This window comes from Propionispora sp. 2/2-37 (assembly GCF_001298735.1).
In the GTDB taxonomy this organism is placed as follows: Bacteria; Bacillota; Negativicutes; order Propionisporales; family Propionisporaceae; genus Propionispora.
Genome location: NZ_CYSP01000003.1, coordinates 168,390 through 184,448, shown reverse-complemented (window position 1 = coordinate 184,448; position 16,059 = coordinate 168,390). Strand labels below are relative to the sequence as shown.

14 protein-coding genes are annotated in these 16,059 nt (G+C 48.2%); all 14 read left to right on the top strand.

The features are described from left to right. Positions 1-101 precede the first annotated feature (101 nt). The 14 genes from P22_RS04255 (at position 102) to P22_RS04190 (ending at position 15,915) form a co-directional block, all read left to right on the top strand. Entirely contained in the window at positions 102-1,721 is a 1,620-nt protein-coding gene (locus P22_RS04255; RefSeq protein WP_054258969.1) for an ABC-F family ATP-binding cassette domain-containing protein, read from the top strand. Between the two features lie 93 nt (positions 1,722-1,814). Then, positions 1,815-3,998, top strand: a complete 2,184-nt coding sequence (locus P22_RS04250) for a DNA topoisomerase III (RefSeq protein ID WP_054258968.1) — start codon at positions 1,815-1,817, stop codon at positions 3,996-3,998. A 22-nt stretch (positions 3,999-4,020) separates the two neighbouring features. Beyond that, positions 4,021-5,733 carry an amidohydrolase gene (locus P22_RS04245; protein WP_082378395.1) on the top strand — a complete coding sequence of 571 codons (1,713 nt, stop codon included), beginning with the start codon at positions 4,021-4,023 and terminating at the stop codon, positions 5,731-5,733. A 574-nt stretch (positions 5,734-6,307) separates the two neighbouring features. After that, positions 6,308-6,616 carry an NADH-quinone oxidoreductase subunit A gene (locus P22_RS04240; RefSeq protein ID WP_373432665.1) on the top strand — a complete coding sequence of 103 codons (309 nt, stop codon included), beginning with the start codon at positions 6,308-6,310 and terminating at the stop codon, positions 6,614-6,616. A gap of 17 nt (positions 6,617-6,633) precedes the next feature. Beyond that, entirely contained in the window at positions 6,634-7,125 is a 492-nt protein-coding gene (locus tag P22_RS04235; protein WP_156318856.1) for an NADH-quinone oxidoreductase subunit B, read from the top strand. Next, complete coding sequence (locus tag P22_RS04230) at positions 7,118-7,579, top strand: NADH-quinone oxidoreductase subunit C (protein WP_054258964.1); 462 nt, start codon at positions 7,118-7,120, stop codon at positions 7,577-7,579. Before P22_RS04235 ends, P22_RS04230 begins: the two co-directional genes overlap by 8 nt. 12 nt (positions 7,580-7,591) lie before the next feature. Continuing rightward, positions 7,592-8,689 (top strand): NADH-quinone oxidoreductase subunit D, encoded by a 1,098-nt coding sequence (locus tag P22_RS04225; protein ID WP_054258963.1) that lies wholly within the window; start codon positions 7,592-7,594, stop codon positions 8,687-8,689. A 39-nt stretch (positions 8,690-8,728) separates the two neighbouring features. After that, the gene (gene nuoH / locus P22_RS04220) at positions 8,729-9,769 is read left to right on the top strand and encodes an NADH-quinone oxidoreductase subunit NuoH (protein ID WP_054258962.1); all 1,041 of its coding nucleotides are present in this window, start codon (positions 8,729-8,731) and stop codon (positions 9,767-9,769) included. 13 nt (positions 9,770-9,782) lie between these two features. Continuing rightward, a complete protein-coding gene (locus P22_RS04215; protein WP_054258961.1) occupies positions 9,783-10,235 on the top strand; it encodes a NuoI/complex I 23 kDa subunit family protein in 453 nt (150 codons plus the stop codon). After that, positions 10,235-10,744, top strand: coding sequence for an NADH-quinone oxidoreductase subunit J family protein (locus P22_RS04210; RefSeq protein WP_069972753.1), 510 nt, complete (start codon positions 10,235-10,237; stop codon positions 10,742-10,744). Before P22_RS04215 ends, P22_RS04210 begins: the two co-directional genes overlap by 1 nt. Next, positions 10,744-11,049, top strand: a complete 306-nt coding sequence (gene nuoK, locus P22_RS04205; RefSeq protein ID WP_172675806.1) for an NADH-quinone oxidoreductase subunit NuoK — start codon at positions 10,744-10,746, stop codon at positions 11,047-11,049. Before P22_RS04210 ends, nuoK begins: the two co-directional genes overlap by 1 nt. A gap of 15 nt (positions 11,050-11,064) precedes the next feature. Then, positions 11,065-12,966, top strand: a complete 1,902-nt coding sequence (nuoL, locus tag P22_RS04200) for an NADH-quinone oxidoreductase subunit L (protein ID WP_054258959.1) — start codon at positions 11,065-11,067, stop codon at positions 12,964-12,966. A 1-nt stretch (position 12,967) separates the two neighbouring features. Then, entirely contained in the window at positions 12,968-14,503 is a 1,536-nt protein-coding gene (locus P22_RS04195; RefSeq protein WP_054258958.1) for a complex I subunit 4 family protein, read from the top strand. Then, the gene (locus P22_RS04190; RefSeq protein ID WP_054258957.1) at positions 14,500-15,915 is read left to right on the top strand and encodes an NADH-quinone oxidoreductase subunit N; all 1,416 of its coding nucleotides are present in this window, start codon (positions 14,500-14,502) and stop codon (positions 15,913-15,915) included. The genes P22_RS04195 and P22_RS04190 overlap by 4 nt, the downstream gene beginning before the upstream one ends. Positions 15,916-16,059: the final 144 nt, after the last annotated feature.

Below are 16,059 nucleotides of genomic sequence, written 5' to 3'. Positions count from 1 at the left end.
GCGTGTTGGCAACGGAGCGGGCCAGGCTTTACTGGACGAATACAGCAAGACGTGGTAAAATCATATATCTACAAGTAAATTATTGAAAGATGGGTTTAGTCATGATAAGTACAAATCGATTAACTTTGCAATTCGGCAAACGGATACTGTTTAAAGATGTCAATATCAAATTTACGCCGGGCAACTGCTATGGTTTGATTGGTGCCAACGGTACGGGAAAATCCACTTTTCTTAAAGTACTGTCCGGTGAAATAGAACCTACCCATGGTGAAGTATCCATTACCCCTGGCGAGCGCCTGGCAGTATTGAAGCAGAACCATTATGAGTTTGATGAGTTCGCCGTATTAAAAACAGTAATTATGGGGCATTCCCGCTTGCATCAAATCATGGAAGAGAAGGACGCTCTTTATGCCAAGGGTGATTTTACCGATGAAGATGGCTTAAAGCTCTCCGAATTAGAATGTGAATTTTCGGAGCTGAATGGCTGGGACGCCGAGCCGGAAGCAGCACGTCTGCTAAATGGGCTGGGGATCCCGGAAGAACTGCATGAGCAGAAAATGGGAGATTTAAGCGGCAAGGAAAAGGTCCGTGTGCTGCTGGCACAGGCTTTGTTTGGCAATCCGGATATTTTGCTGCTGGACGAACCGACTAACCATTTGGACATTCAGTCCGTCACCTGGCTGGAAGAGTTTTTGTATGATTTTCCGAACACCGTTATCGTGGTGTCCCATGACCGCCATTTCCTGAATAAGGTTTGCACGCACATTGCGGATATCGATTTTGAAAATATTCAGCTATATGTAGGAAATTATGATTTCTGGCTGGAATCCAGCCAACTGGCCCTGCAACTGGCCAAAGACGCAAATAAGAAGAAGGAAGAAAAAGCCAGGGAACTGCAGAATTTTATCCAGCGGTTCAGCGCCAATGCGTCAAAGTCAAGGCAGGCAACTTCCCGTAAAAAACAATTGGAAAAACTTACGCTGGAAGATATTAAACCTTCTTCGCGTAAATATCCCTATATCGCTTTTAAGCCTGAGCGGGAAGCCGGTTCCCAACTGCTCAATATCGAAGGCATCAGTACAACGATTGACGGTGAGATGGTTTTACGTGATGTCAGTTTTATGGTCAACAAAGGAGATAAGATTGCTTTTGTCGGTCAGGACGGGTTGGCGAAAACGGTATTATTTAAGATACTCATGGGTGAGCTTGAAGCTGATGCCGGCGAATTTAAATGGGGTGTAACCACCTCACAGGCCTATTTCCCCAAGGATAATTCCAGTTATTTTGACGGAGTGGAGTTATCGCTGGTGGACTGGCTGCGGCAATTTTCCCACGACCAGGAAGAATCGTTTATTCGCGGCTTTTTAGGCCGGATGCTGTTTTCAGGGGAAGAAAGCCTGAAAGCCGCCAACGTACTTTCCGGCGGTGAAAGGGTCCGCTGTATGCTGGCAAAAATGATGCTGAGCGGCGCCAATGTGCTGTTATTGGACGAACCGACCAACCATTTGGACTTAGAATCCATTACCTCACTGAATAATGGATTAATTAGTTTTGACGGGACACTTTTGTTTGTTTCCCATGACCATCAGTTCATTCAAACCATTGCCAATCGCATTATTGAAATCACACCCAACGGGATTATGGACAGGCGTATGACCTATGAAGAATATCTGGACAATGGGGATGTAAAAAAACAGCTGGCTGAATTATATAGCAAGTAAATGTGCATACACTAATCTAAAAAAGCCTTGCAGACAGCCGGTTGTCTTCTGTAAGGCTTTTTAGATTACCGAAACGGAGAAAGGATTATCGTTATGGCAAAGACACTGGTATTAGCGGAAAAACCTTCGGTGGGGCGGGATATGGCCCGAGTGCTTAATTGCAATAAACAGGGTAACGGCTTTTTTGAAGGTGACAGGTATGTTGTCACCTGGGCTTTAGGACATTTGGTGACATTGGCTGATCCGGAAGGGTACGATGAAAAATACAAGGCCTGGAGGCTGGAAGACCTGCCCATGCTGCCGGAGCAAAGCAAACTTGTCGTGATTAAGCAAACCGGCCGTCAATTTCATATTGTAAAAGAACAGTTGCAGCGGAAGGATGTTACCGAGATCGTTATTGCCACCGATGCCGGGCGTGAGGGAGAGCTGGTGGCACGGTGGATTCTGGAAAAGGCCCATGTATATAAGCCGTTAAAACGGCTCTGGATATCATCGGTTACCGATAAGGCAATCAAGGAAGGCTTCTCCAAGCTAAGGTCGGGAAAAGACTATGAATATCTTTATGCATCAGCGGTTGCCAGAGCGGAGGCGGACTGGATTGTCGGTATAAACGCTACCCGTGCGCTGACCTGCAAATACAATGCCCAGCTTTCCTGCGGCAGGGTACAAACGCCAACCCTGGCTATCATTGCCCAGCGGGAGGCTGAAATTCAAGATTTCAGGGCAAAACCTTTTTACGGGATTACGGCTAAGACCGGTAATTTCAAACTGGTCTGGCAGAATAGTCAAACTCATGACAGCATGACGTTTGATAAAGCATACTGTGATCATGTCCTGGCAGCTTTGGCGAACAAGGATGCAGCGATTACTGATGTAACGAAATCCTTCAAAAAAAGCTTTTCACCGCAACTGTATGATTTGACCGAGCTGCAGCGGGACGCCAACAGAGCTTTTGGCTATTCAGCCAAAGAAACCTTGTCCATTATGCAAAGATTGTACGAAACGCACAAATTGTTGACTTATCCGCGAACCGATTCCCGTTATCTTTCGCACGATATTGTGGACACCCTGAAGGACCGCCTGGAAGCCTGCGGTGCAGGTCCTTATGCCAAGGCGGCGTTTAGGATTAGCAAGCAGTCCATAAAATCGAACAAACATTTTGTAGACGACAGCAAGGTTTCCGATCATCATGCCATTATCCCTACCGAACAGTTTGTGGATTTATCGGCATTAAGTGATCAGGAGCGAAAAGTCTATGATTTGGTCGTTAAACGGTTTCTGGCCGTTCTGTATCCCCCTTTTGAATATGAACAGACAACGATCAAGGCAAAGATTGGCAAAGAGTTGTTTTCGGCCAGGGGTAAGAGAATCATTGCCACTGGCTGGAAGGATGTGTATGGCGGTCAAATGGATGAGGAGGATGCCACAGAAGAACGGGATCAGATTTTGCCAAATCTGAATATGGGTGAGACCCTGCGTATAGCAGCTATTGAACAAACCCGGGGAGAGACAAAGCCTCCGGCTCCGTTTAATGAAGCCACATTGCTTTCGGCCATGGAAAATCCGATAAAATATATGAGCCGGGAAAGTAAAGAATTAAAGCAGACGATTGGCGAAACCGGAGGTTTGGGTACGGTCGCCACCCGGGCGGATATTATTGAAAAACTGTTTAACAGTTTTTTACTGGAGAAGAAAGGTAAAGATATTTACATTACATCAAAGGGCAGGCAATTGTTGGCATTGGTTCCGGAAGACTTGCGGTCACCGGCCCTGACGGCCAAATGGGAGCAAAAACTGGGCGCCATTGCTAAGGGAGTTTTGAAAAAACACCTGTTTGTCAGTGAAATGAAGCAATATGCCAGAGAGATTGTGGCAAAAATCAAAAACAGCCAGGAGAGTTTCAAACATGACAATATGACAAGAACCAGATGTCCGGAGTGTGGCAAATATTTGCTGGAAGTAAACGGCAAGAAGGGGAAAATGCTGGTCTGTCAGGACCGGGAATGCGGCTATCGCAAAGGTGTTTCACGCACGACCAATGCCCGCTGTCCGAATTGCCATAAGAAACTGGAATTGCGTGGCGAGGGAGAAGCACGGCTTTTTGTCTGCGGCTGCGGCTATCGGGAGAAGCTTTCCTCTTTTCATGAGCGTAAGCAGAAAGAACAGGACAGAGCTTCCAAAAGAGATGTGGCGGCTTATTTAAAACAACAGAAAGCAGGCAGGGAAGAGCCGATAAATACGGCCCTTGCCGATGCCCTGGCAAAACTCAGATTATAATGCTGGCAGGGGGTGGATGCTTATGTCCGGAATAGTGGCCGATATTGTTTTGCAGGATGGAGTGGTTTACACGGCGGACGCAAAAGACACGCTATGCGAAGCAGTTGCTGTCCGCGGCAATCGCATACTCCATGTCGGTAGCAATGAAAGTGTGCAAAGATATATAGGAATGACAACCCGGGTTATTGATATAAAAGGAAAAACGGTGACACCGGGTCTGATTGATTCCCACATTCATCCGCCGGGTTTGTCTTTGCTGGAGTTGTATGAAGTTCGACTGTACCATGTTGATACTCTGAAGGGTTATCTCGCCGCTGTGAAAGAATTTATTGCACGGAACCCGGAAACTGCCATGGTGTATGGCCGGGGGTGGTCATGGAGCGTTTTTACCGGTGAGGAATTAATCAAGGGACCGCGTAAAGAGTATTTAGATGAAATCAGCAGGGACATTCCGATTATTTTGCGGGCTAATGACGGGCATACGCTATGGGTTAACTCCCGGGCATTTGAAGTGAACGGCATTACGGCCGCCACGCCGGTGCCCAAGGGCGGTGTAATCGACACCGACCCGGTTACCGGAGATTTGTGGGGGACCTTGAAAGAATGGGCTATGCCGCTGATTGCCCTGCCGGAGTATAGTATTGCGCAGTACTTGGAAGCCATGCTTCTTTTTCAAAAAAAGATGCATGCCTTTGGTATTACCGGCATTTTGGCTATGGGAAGCTTTTCTTTTGAGGCAATGCTGGAAACCTTTGCGGCTATGCAGAGAAAAAATAAACTGCATTTACGGGTCAGGATGGCAGCGACCATCCGCCAGGAAGAGGAAGCGGCCAGCCAATTCGAAACAGTACAAAGGCTAAAAAAGCAGTACGATTCTCCCGACCTTAAAATTATTACCGCCAAATTTTTTACCGACGGTGTTGTTGAAGGCGGGACCAGCCATTTGTTGAAGGCTTATAGCGAAAAAGCCGGTAAGGGGGAAAGATACTATGGGCAGTTTTTGTGGGATGAACAAAAGCTCAAGCAGGCCTTTGCAATGGCTAATCAACAGGGCTTGTCCATTCATGTTCACTCTACCGGGGATGCTTCCACCCGCAAAGTTCTGGATGCTATGGAATGGGTGCGGCAACAGTTGCCGGGCAGTGATTGGCGCAATACCATCACTCATTTGCAATTGGTTGCTGCCGGGGATGTCGAGCGGTTTAAGAAGTTGAACATCATTGCCAGTGTGCAGCCTTATTGGCACTTCAAGGGACCTAACTGGTGGGATAAGGTCGATTCCCAATTTCTGGGTGATCGGGCGGAAACCGAATTTCCGTTAGGCAGCTTTTTTGCAAGGGGCATTACGGTAGCATCATCATCGGATTATCCGGCTACGCTTACCCCCAACCCGCTGCTGGCTATGGACATCGGGGTAACCCGGAATATTGATAACGGACCGCTGCATGGTGTGCCCGATATAACGGATAGCGATGATGAGCGCTATCTTTTAAATAAAAAAGAACGGGCTACTTTGCAGCAGATGATTAGAAGTTTCACCATTAACGGTGCCTATATGCTGTTTCTGGAGCAAGAAACCGGTTCCCTTGAGGCGGGCAAACTGGCAGACCTGGTTGTTTTTGACCGTAACTTGTTTGCTGTGAATCCGGCGGATATTGACAAAGCGGAAGTGGACATGACAATTTTTAACGGCCGGATTGTCTATAAGAAGTCTGAAGCCGGCTGCAGAAAATAGCAAGACAATAAATCATCCTCCTGGTAGAACTTTTTGTCTACTGCAAGAGGATGATTTTTGTATACAAAATATAATAAAACTGTATACTTCATAAATAAGTGTTAAAAACATCTAGAACAGGTATTGAATTATGTAAAAAAACATGATACCATCTATGTAAGTCACAGAAGTTCCTACCCTTCAGTTTTGTTGTCGGCTGAATAAGTGAAAAGATGAACATTTGTCCTAACCGAGTAAGTGAAAAAATGAACAATTGTCCAGCCTGCATTGTTCCAATACCGCCATGGTTGCTTTAGAAATCCGTTACATTGTATATGGTTTATTTGTACACTATTTTGCCATACTAAAAGTACAACGGTGCTTCTTTGGCGCATAGGACATATACATATAATTGGGCCAGTTCTTAGAGACAGCGGCTGTTGACGGAAGAAGTCAGCAGCTTTTTGTTAATGGGTAATAGTTTCCGGTCTGTTCGTTCGAGCCTAAATGATTGAATTTTTGATCAATATAAACAGGAGGTTGTCGTATGCTGCAGGATTATGCCTTGATTGCCGTGCTGATTGGTATTGCTTGTATGGTTACTATTGGTGGTTTAATCACATCACGGATGATTCAAACGCGTAAGGCCAGTCCCGAAAAGGAACTGCCGTACGAATGCGGGATTGATCCGGTGGGAAAATCCTGGATACAATTCAAAGCCAGCTATTATTTGTATGCTCTAGTGTTTGTTGTTTTTGATGTAGAAACCATGTTTCTGTATCCCTGGGCGGCTAAGTTTCAGCAGCTTGGCTTATTTGCCTTTATGGAAATGATTATATTTGTTGGGATTTTAGTCTTGGGATTATGGTATGCATGGAAGAAAGGAGCATTAGAATGGAAGTAAAGGACTTGCAGAACGATATGCCGACGGACGAATTATTAAAACGAAATATTATTCTTACCACCATTGATCAGGTGCTCAACTGGGCCCGCAGCAACTCGCTCTGGCCGTTAACTTCCGGTCTGGCCTGCTGCGCAATCGAAATGATGTCGGCAGCAGCGGCCCGCTTTGACTTAGCACGGTTTGGCTATGAGGTATTCCGGCCTTCGCCGCGTCAGGCGGATCTCTTAATTGTTGCCGGTACGCTGACCTGGAAAATGGCCGGTCCTTTAAAACGGCTATACGAACAGATGCCGGAACCTAAATATGTGATTGCCATGGGTAACTGTGCTAACGCCGGAGGCCCGTTCGTTGATTCTTACTCGGTTGTGCCCGGTGTTGATAAAATTATTCCGGTGGACGTATACATTCCCGGCTGTCCACCCCGTCCGGAAGCATTGATTCAGGGAATGCTGGAACTCAAGAAGAAGATTCGAAATCCTGAAGTGGCGAGGCGGATGAGCGATGAGTAGACAAATCATGAAACGGGCGGAGCTGGAAAGCCTGGCGGCTGCAACGGGCCCGGACGTAGAAATCATCGGGGAAGATCCCTATTGCGCTATGCTGGTGGAGCAAAAGGTTTTGCTTACTCTTCTCCGCCGTATAAAAGACGGAGAAGAGTACCGCTTTGATCTTTTGAGCAATCTGACGGCTGTGGAATATCCGGAATACTTCGAGGTAGTGTATCATCTTTATTCTCGTGCCCTAAGGAAATTGGCTACTGTAAAAACTCGTTCCGCCAAAGAAAAAGCAGAGGTTGTATCCGTAACCGGTATTTGGCCGGGTGCCGATTTTCAGGAGCGTGAAGTGTATGATTTGCTGGGTATATCCTTCACCGGGCATCCTAACTTAAGGCGTATTTTGCTGCCGGAGGATTTCAACGGTCATCCGCTGCGCAAAGAATTTAAAGCGGTGAGCCGCGGGTAAGGGGAGAAAAAGATGCCGAAAACACAAGTTTATACATTAAATATGGGACCGGTGCATCCGAGTACTCACGGTGTGCTGCAGGTTATCTTGGATTTAGACGGTGAACAGGTGGTCCGGGCTATACCTGAAATGGGATATTTGCACCGGGGGATTGAGAAGCTGGCGGAGAGCCGGACTTATCCGCAATTTCTTCCCTATACTGACCGTTTGGATTATGTGTCTGCCATGGGCAATAATCTGGGCTACTGTCAAACGGTAGAGAAGCTGATGGGGATTGATGTACCGGAACGGGCGGAGTATATACGGGTGATTATGGCTGAACTCAACCGTATTGCCAGCCATATGATTTTTTTCGGTACCATCGCCATCGATTTCGGGGCTTCCACCGGTATGATTTACGCATTTCGCGACCGGGAAAAAATACTGGATTTATTCAATATGGTATGCGGGGCACGCATGACTTTTCATTATATACGGATTGGCGGGGTGGCCGAGGACCTTCCGGAAGAATTTGTACCGGCAACGCAGTCTTTTTTGGATGAATTTCCTGCTATTCTTAAAGAATATCACGGTCTTATTACCGGTAATGAAATTTTTATGCACCGCATGAAGGGGTATGCGAAGATTAGTGCCGGCCGAGCTTTGGAACTGGGCATGACCGGACCTTCCTTGCGGGCGGCCGGCGTGGATTATGATATCCGTAAGATCGATTCTTACGGAATATATGACCGTTTTGACTTTAACGTACCTCTGGGTACGACGGGGGATAATTGGGACCGCTACATGGTGCGTATGCAGGAAATGGAAGAAAGTGTCCGGATTATCCGGCAGGCACTGAGGGATTTGCCGGAAGGCCCCGTGAAAGCCAAGATGGCGAGGGTGATAAAACCTCCTGCCGGCGAAGTCTACCACCGCATCGAAAATCCGCGGGGAGAACTGGGGTATTATATTGTCAGTGACGGAAGTACCAAACCTTACCGTATACACATCAAGCGGCCGTCTTTTGTCAATTTGCACGCGCTGGACGAATTGTGCCGGGGGCTACTGATCGGTGACGTAGTTGCCGTTCTGTCCACTCTTGATCCGCTGATGGGAGAGGTAGACTGCTAGCGGAAATGGTCCGCAAGAATAAAAAAGGGAGTAGACATCATGAGCGAGTTGTTTGGTCTGGCGAAAATTGCAGAACTGATACGCAGGGTATTGACCGATTTTATTCCCAGTCCGGAAATCGTCAATTTTATTGTCGGGCTGGTGGGTATTGGCGGTATTTTTGCTGTTATTTTTTCGGCCGCTTTAGTTTTGGTATATGCGGAACGGAAGGTAAGTGCCTTCATACAGGTTCGGCTTGGTCCCAACCGGGTAGGACCGGGGGGGCTGCTGCAGACAGTGGCCGATATGCTGAAGTTATTAAGCAAGGAAGATATTATGCCCTGTGGTGTAGATAAGTGGATGTGGATACTGGCGCCGATTTTGCTGTTCATTCCGGCCGCTATGGTATACGCCGTTTTTCCTTTCGATGAGGCGGCCATACTGGCAGATTTGAATATCGGCATCTTTTTTGTTCTGGCCGTTTCGGCACAGTCGACCTTGCCTTTTCTGATGGCCGGGTGGTCGTCCAACAGCAAATATGCTGTAATCGGCGGTATGCGTACCGTGGCGCAGATGTTAAGTTATGAGATTCCGTTGGTATTTTCGGTTTTGGGAATTGTGATGCTGGCCGGCTCCATGCGCATGAGTGACATCGTGGCGGCACAGGATGGCGTATGGTTCGTTCTACTGCAACCGTTTGCTTTTGTTATTTATGTAATTGCGGCCACCGCTGAAACCAACCGGGCACCCTTCGACCTGGTGGAAGGGGAATCGGAGATTATCGCCGGGCCGTTTACCGAGTATACCGGGATGCGCTGGGCATTTTTCTTTCTGTGCGAATATGCCAATTTGGTAGCTGTTTCCGCTGTTGCCGTCACTCTGTTTTTAGGCGGCTGGCATGGACCGTTTCTACCGGGATGGGTATGGTTTTTCCTGAAAATAGGTTTTATGATTTTCTTGTTTATGTGGCTACGCTGGACTTTTCCGCGTTTTCGGATTGATCAAATGATGGGTTTTGGCTGGAAGGTTTTGCTGCCTTTGTCACTGGCCAATGTGGTTGTTACCGGAGTTGGAATATTCGTATACAGGCTGTGGAGTTAGGAGGAAGGTATGTATGCAGGGTAAAGGATTGCTTACGGGTATGGGCATTACGTTTAAACGGCTTATGGGCAAAAAAGTTACCGTACAGTATCCGGAAAAAAAACTGCCGGTGTCACCCCGTTTTCGTGGCGGTGCCCTGGATTTGGATTTGGATAAGTGCATCGCCTGCGGGCTGTGTGCCATGAGTTGCCCTAACCAAGCCATTGATCTTTCTACGGAAATGGGGGAGAACAAAAAAAAGCGGCTAACCTCTTATAAGCATCTTTCGGGCCGCTGTCTGTATTGTGATTTGTGTATAGAAGCATGTCCCACCAAAGCCATTTTGTGGGATAAGAATTATGAGAATTCCCAGTACCGTCGGGAAAGATTAGATGTCGACTGTATGGAAAGGGCCCGCAGAAAACGGCCTGCGCGCCAAGCGGAGCCGCAAACAGGCTCCGCCGGTCAGACGGAAGGAGGAGAGTGATGGTGGGCGATTTGGCTTATACCGCAGCGTTTTACTTATTATCGTTAGTAACATTAGGAGCGGCCGCCGGTGTGGTTGTTAAACGGAATTTAGTGCATAGCGCGTTATTGCTCGCTCTTTCCTTTATTGGTGTGGCCGGCTTATATGTACTGCTTGAAGCTGAATATCTGGCAGCCGTTCAGATTTTGGTATACAGCGGCGCGGTTGCCGTTATGGTGGTAATTGGTATCATGCTGACGGTAAGAGGGGAAATGGAGGACAGCAATCCTCCCAGCCGCCTGGGGTGGAGCGCAGGGATTGTCGCTGCGCTGTTCAGCGGTATTCTTATCCTGATTGTGACGGCTACCCCCTGGAAGCAGTCGGTTCAGGGTGCTATCGAAGACAGTGCGCCGGTGATTGCACAATTGCTGCTGGGCGAATATGTTCTGGCTTTTGAAGCAGCCGCGGTCCTGCTGCTTGCCGCCATGATGGGGGCGATTATTCTGGCTAAGGGAGCGGATGAAACATGATTGGTCTGGAACATTTTCTCATTGTTGCCGCCCTGCTGTTTGGCATCGGACTATATGGCTTGTTTAGCAAAAAGAACGTGATTGCTTTGCTCATGAGTATTGAACTCATGTTGAATGCGGTCAATATTAATCTGATTGCATTTTCAAGGTTTGTAACGCCGGATAAGCCGGTGGGGCAGGTATTTACGGTATTTAATATTGCTGTGGCGGCTGCTGAGATTGCTGTGGGGCTGGCTTTGGTGTTCCGCATTTATCGCGACCATACGGCTATTGATGCTGATAAGCTCAATAGTATGAAATGGTGAGGAGGGTGTTATACAATGAATAGTTATGCATTGGAGCATGCCTGGCTGATACCGCTCCTGCCGGCTGTTGCATTTCTTTTATGCGGGACACTTTTTCGCCGCGTTCCGCACATTGCTGCCGGTGTTGCCATCCTGGCGAGTCTGGCAAGTTTTGTTCTGGCTTTAGGGGTGGCCGGTGGAGTCATTGCACAAAATATTACGGTAGCGGAACCTCTGCTGTACCGGGCGGCATGGTTTACCGTTCCCGGATTAACGGTGGACATGGGCGTTTACATTGATCCGCTGACAGCCATGATGCTGTTTGTCGTTACTCTGGTTTCTTTAATGGTGCAAATTTATTCGCTGGGCTATATGGCCGGCGACCCCGGATTTTCCCGGTTTTATGCGTTCTTGTCATTGTTTGCGGCCTCTATGCTGGGGCTGGTCATCGCCGTCAATTTTGTGCAAATGTACGTCTTCTGGGAATTGGTTGGTTTGTGTTCTTATTTACTGATCGGTTATTATTTCCATAAGGTATCAGCGCGGGAGGCTGCCAAAAAGGCCTTTATGACCACACGTATCGGCGATTTCGGTTTGCTGCTCGGCATACTGCTGCTGCAAATTCTGTTCGGTACTCTGGACTTTGCCAAACTGGGGGTTGCTATCCCCGCTTATGTTGCCGAACATGGTACGGCGTTATTGACTATGGTGGCTGTTTTAATCTTTATCGGGCCAGTTGGCAAATCCGGGCAGTTTCCCCTGCATGTCTGGCTGCCGGATGCAATGGAAGGGCCGACCCCGGTATCGGCGCTTATTCATGCCGCGACTATGGTGGTGGCCGGTGTATATTTGATTGCCCGTTCCTATACGCTGTTTCACGCCTTGCCGGGGGTTCTGGGACTCATTGCCTGGGTTGGCGGCTTTACCGCCCTGTTTGCCGCCGTCATTGCCGTTACACAGCGGGAGATAAAGCGGATACTGGCCTATTCCACCATCAGTCAACTGGGATATATGATGCTGGCATTGGGTGTTGGCAGCCTGACCGCTTCGATGTTTCATTTGATGACCCATGCTTTCTTCAAAGCTTTGATGTTTTTAGCGGCCGGTTCGGTATTACATGCACTTCACGACAAAGCCGATATTTTCGAAATGGGGGGATTGAGGAAACAGATGCCGCTTACCTTTGCCGCCATGGGCATTGGTGTGGTTGCCATTGCCGGTATTCCCCCGTTTGCCGGGTTTTATTCCAAGGATGAAATTCTGGCTGCCGCCTATGCCGTCAGTATGCCGCTTTATGTGATAGCACTGGTAACCGCCTTTTTAACGGCTTTTTATATGGCCAGGTTACTGTTTGTTGCGTTTTTCGGCAGCCCGCGTTCAAGCTTTCAGGCGCATGAGTCGGGACCGGCTATGGTATTTCCCTTGGTGGTGCTGGGACTTTTATCCGTTGTTGGCGGCTACATTCCGCATGCCACCGGTTTTGGTCACTGGATTTACTTTGGTGAAACCCATGCGGAGCCTGTCAACTTGGTGGTAGCAGTTTCTTCTGTTGTCGCAGCTGTTGCCGCTATAGCACTATCCTGGAGCATCTACGGTGCAGGGACTATCCAGCCGGCCGTACTTAAAGCGAAATTTGGCGTGTTGTACCGGTTAAGCTATCATAAATTTTATGTAGATGAATTGTATGCCTGGATCAATCAAAAACTGGTCGATGGTTTGGGCAAGATGCTGGCCTGGATCGATGTTCATATTGTGGATGGATTTGTCAATCTGCTGGCCTGGCTCACGAAAGGCTCCGGCGATTTACTGAGACGGCTGCAGACCGGTCAGGTGCAGCATTATGCTTTGGTGTTTTTCGGCGCCGCAGTAATTGCACTATTGTGGTTTACGTATGGAGGCCATTCCCTGGCTATGGCGGCCTTGTTAGGAGGGCAATGAGATGAATGATTTTCCATTATTAACAATCATCCTGCTGCTGCCGGTTGCAGGCGCGGTAATATTGGCTTTTATGCCTCCATTGGCGGCTAAAGGCATTAAGGTTATAGCGGCAGCTATTATGGGTGCGGTAGCTCTTCTGGCAAGTTATGCCTACTGGAGATATGATTTTACGGCCGGCGGCATGCAGTTTACACAAAGTATTCCCTGGATTGCCGATTTGGGAGTCAGTTATTCCGTTGGTGTTGACGGTGTTTCACTACCCTTTTTATTATTGACGGCTTTAATTGGTTTTTCCGCCGTTTTTGCTTCCTGGAATCTGGAACAACGTCCAAAAGAATTTTTTATTTTACTGCTGATATTATTGGCGGGGGTAACCGGAACCTTCATTGTCCGCGATCTGTTTATCTTTCTGTTGTTTTATGAATTGGTGGTCATTCCCATTTATATCATGGTCATCATCTGGGGCTCGACAAAACGGGTCAGCAAAGAATATGCCGGCATGAAATTAACCATCTATCTATTACTTGGTTCCGCATTTATGCTGGTGGGTATTGTGGCCCTTTATCTTAACGCTTTTCCCGAAGGGGCGCGTACCTTTAGTATGGAATTGCTGGCTAAGGCCCATCAACTGGGGCATCTGTCCGAAGAGTTTCAAATTTTCTCCTTTTTCTTATTGCTGCTTGGTTTTGGTTCCTTGCTTTCCATGTGGCCCTTTCACAGCTGGTCTCCGGACGGTTATGCCGGTGCTCCCACGGCTGTATCCATGATTCATGCCGGGGTTTTGAAAAAAATCGGCGGATATGGCTTAATTCGCATCGGACTCTTGGTATTGCCGCTGGGGATGAAGTTCTGGGCCCCGCTGATTGCCGGTTTGGCCGTTGTTAATGTGTTGTATGCCGCTTTTATCGCGCTGGCACAAAAAGACCTGAAATATGTCATCGGTTATTCTTCGGTTTCTCATATGGGGTATGTACTGATCGGACTGGCCGCTTTAAATGGAGTGGGTATCAGCGGGGCGGTAGCCAACATGTTTGCCCATGGAATTATGAGCGCACTCTTTTTCGCCATGATCGGTTATGTTTATGAAAAGACGCATGTCCGGGAAATGAACGGGCTGGGGGGGCTGGCCCATCAAATGCCGCGTGTGGCTGTCGGCTTTATGCTGGCGGGGATGGCCTCCCTGGGACTGCCGGGCCTTATCAGTTTTGTGCCTGAATTCACTATTTTTGTAGGGAGTTTCAGCCGGTATCCGCTGTTTGCCGTGTTAGCTATTGCCGGTATTATTTTTACCGCGTTGTATGTGCTCAGACTATTGGCTAATGTCTTATTTGGTCCCAGACGTCAGGAGCTTGACCATTACCGGGATGCACGGGGGCCGGAATTGGTGCCGTTATTGGTACTGGGTACCGTATTGATTGCTTTTGGCCTGTTTCCCAATCTGTTGATGCAAAAAATAAGCAATGAAGTGCAGAACATGCTGCCGCTTCTGGCAAGCCTTCAGGATGCACCGGCGTTATGGGGGGGGATATGGCGATGAATTTTCTATTAATCAGCCCGGAAATTTTACTGGTGTGTCTAGCCGTATTTTTAGTTGTCCTTGACTTATTGCTTCCGGACCGGGAAACAAGAAGCAGTATTGGCTATCTGGCTGTTTTCGGCCTTACCGGTATCATGCTGGTGGTCATAAATCAGTTTGGTGCTGCGGGAACCTTCTATGCGGATATGTACCAATTGGACCGTTATGCCGCATTCTTTAAAATACTTTTTTTAGCTGCTGTATCGCTTACCCTGCTGTTTTCATTTGATTATGTGGATCGGCTGCCACGACACGTCGGCGAGTTTTACGCCATGATTGTATTTTCGGTTTTAGGAATGATGATGCTTGCTTCGGCGAATGACCTGATTACCTTTTTTGTTGGTATGGGAGTCATGAATGTCAGCTTTTATATTCTGGTCGGCTATCACTTCAATGATGGCAGGTCGGGTGAAGCCGGTGTCAAATACTTGGTGTTGAGTGCCGCTTCATCGGCAGTTATGCTGTATGGGTTAAGTCTTATTTATGGTTATACGGGAAGTGTGACTTTCGAGGGGATTATACAGGCCGTGCGCCCGGTACCGGCTATGCTGGCCGGCTGCGCTATGGTGTTGATCGGTCTCGGCTTTAAAATTGCTGCTGTACCGTTTCATATGTGGTCGCCGGATATTTATGAAGGCGCTCCGGTTCCGGTTACAGCCCTGCTGGCTATATGTTCTAAAATGGCGGCATTTGCCGTGCTGTTACGTATTTTGTTGCAGGCGGTACCGGCTTTGGCCGGCATGTGGCTGCCGGTTATAGTGGCGTTGGCGGCAGTCAGTATGATTGTCGGCAATGTGATCGCCATGAATCAAAGCAATATAAAACGCCTGCTAGCCTATTCGTCTATTGCGCAGGCCGGCTACCTGCTGTGCGGACTGGTGGCGGCCAACGCTGCAGGAATCAAGGGGATTCTGTTTTACGGCATGCTGTATGTATTTGCCAACGTTGGGGCCTTTGCCGTGATCACGGCAGTGAAAATGCATACCGGAGCGGAAGATATTGAGGCCTTCTCCGGTTTGAGCCGGAAGGCGCCGCTGCTCGCCGTAGTTATGACCGTCTCCTTGCTGTCTATGGCCGGTATCCCGCCGATGGCCGGTTTTGCCGGAAAGCTGTATTTGTTTCTGGCAGTAGTAGACCAGGGCTATCTCTGGCTGGCCTTGCTGGGGTTTGTCATGTCCATGATATCGGTTTACTATTACCTGCTGGTTGCCAAAGCTATGTATTGGGGAGAGGCCAAAGACTGGCACAGCTATAGTGTCAGTACTTCGCTGACTTGTACGGCGATGCTCAGTCTGGTAGCCACTTTGCTTCTGGGAATTTATCCCGGACCATTGGCTGATCTGGCCAGTATGGCTGCGGCCAGCTTGTTTTAAGCCGACAGGGAAGAGGGCACAGCCTGGTGTGCAGCAACGTTTGTGAGTAAATGAAGAGCAGGTGGACACCTGAACGGAAAAGCAGTGGCTTTCCCGGCAGGTGTCTCTGTGCGTCTCAGGCTGTAATTTTCGATCTTTACGTAA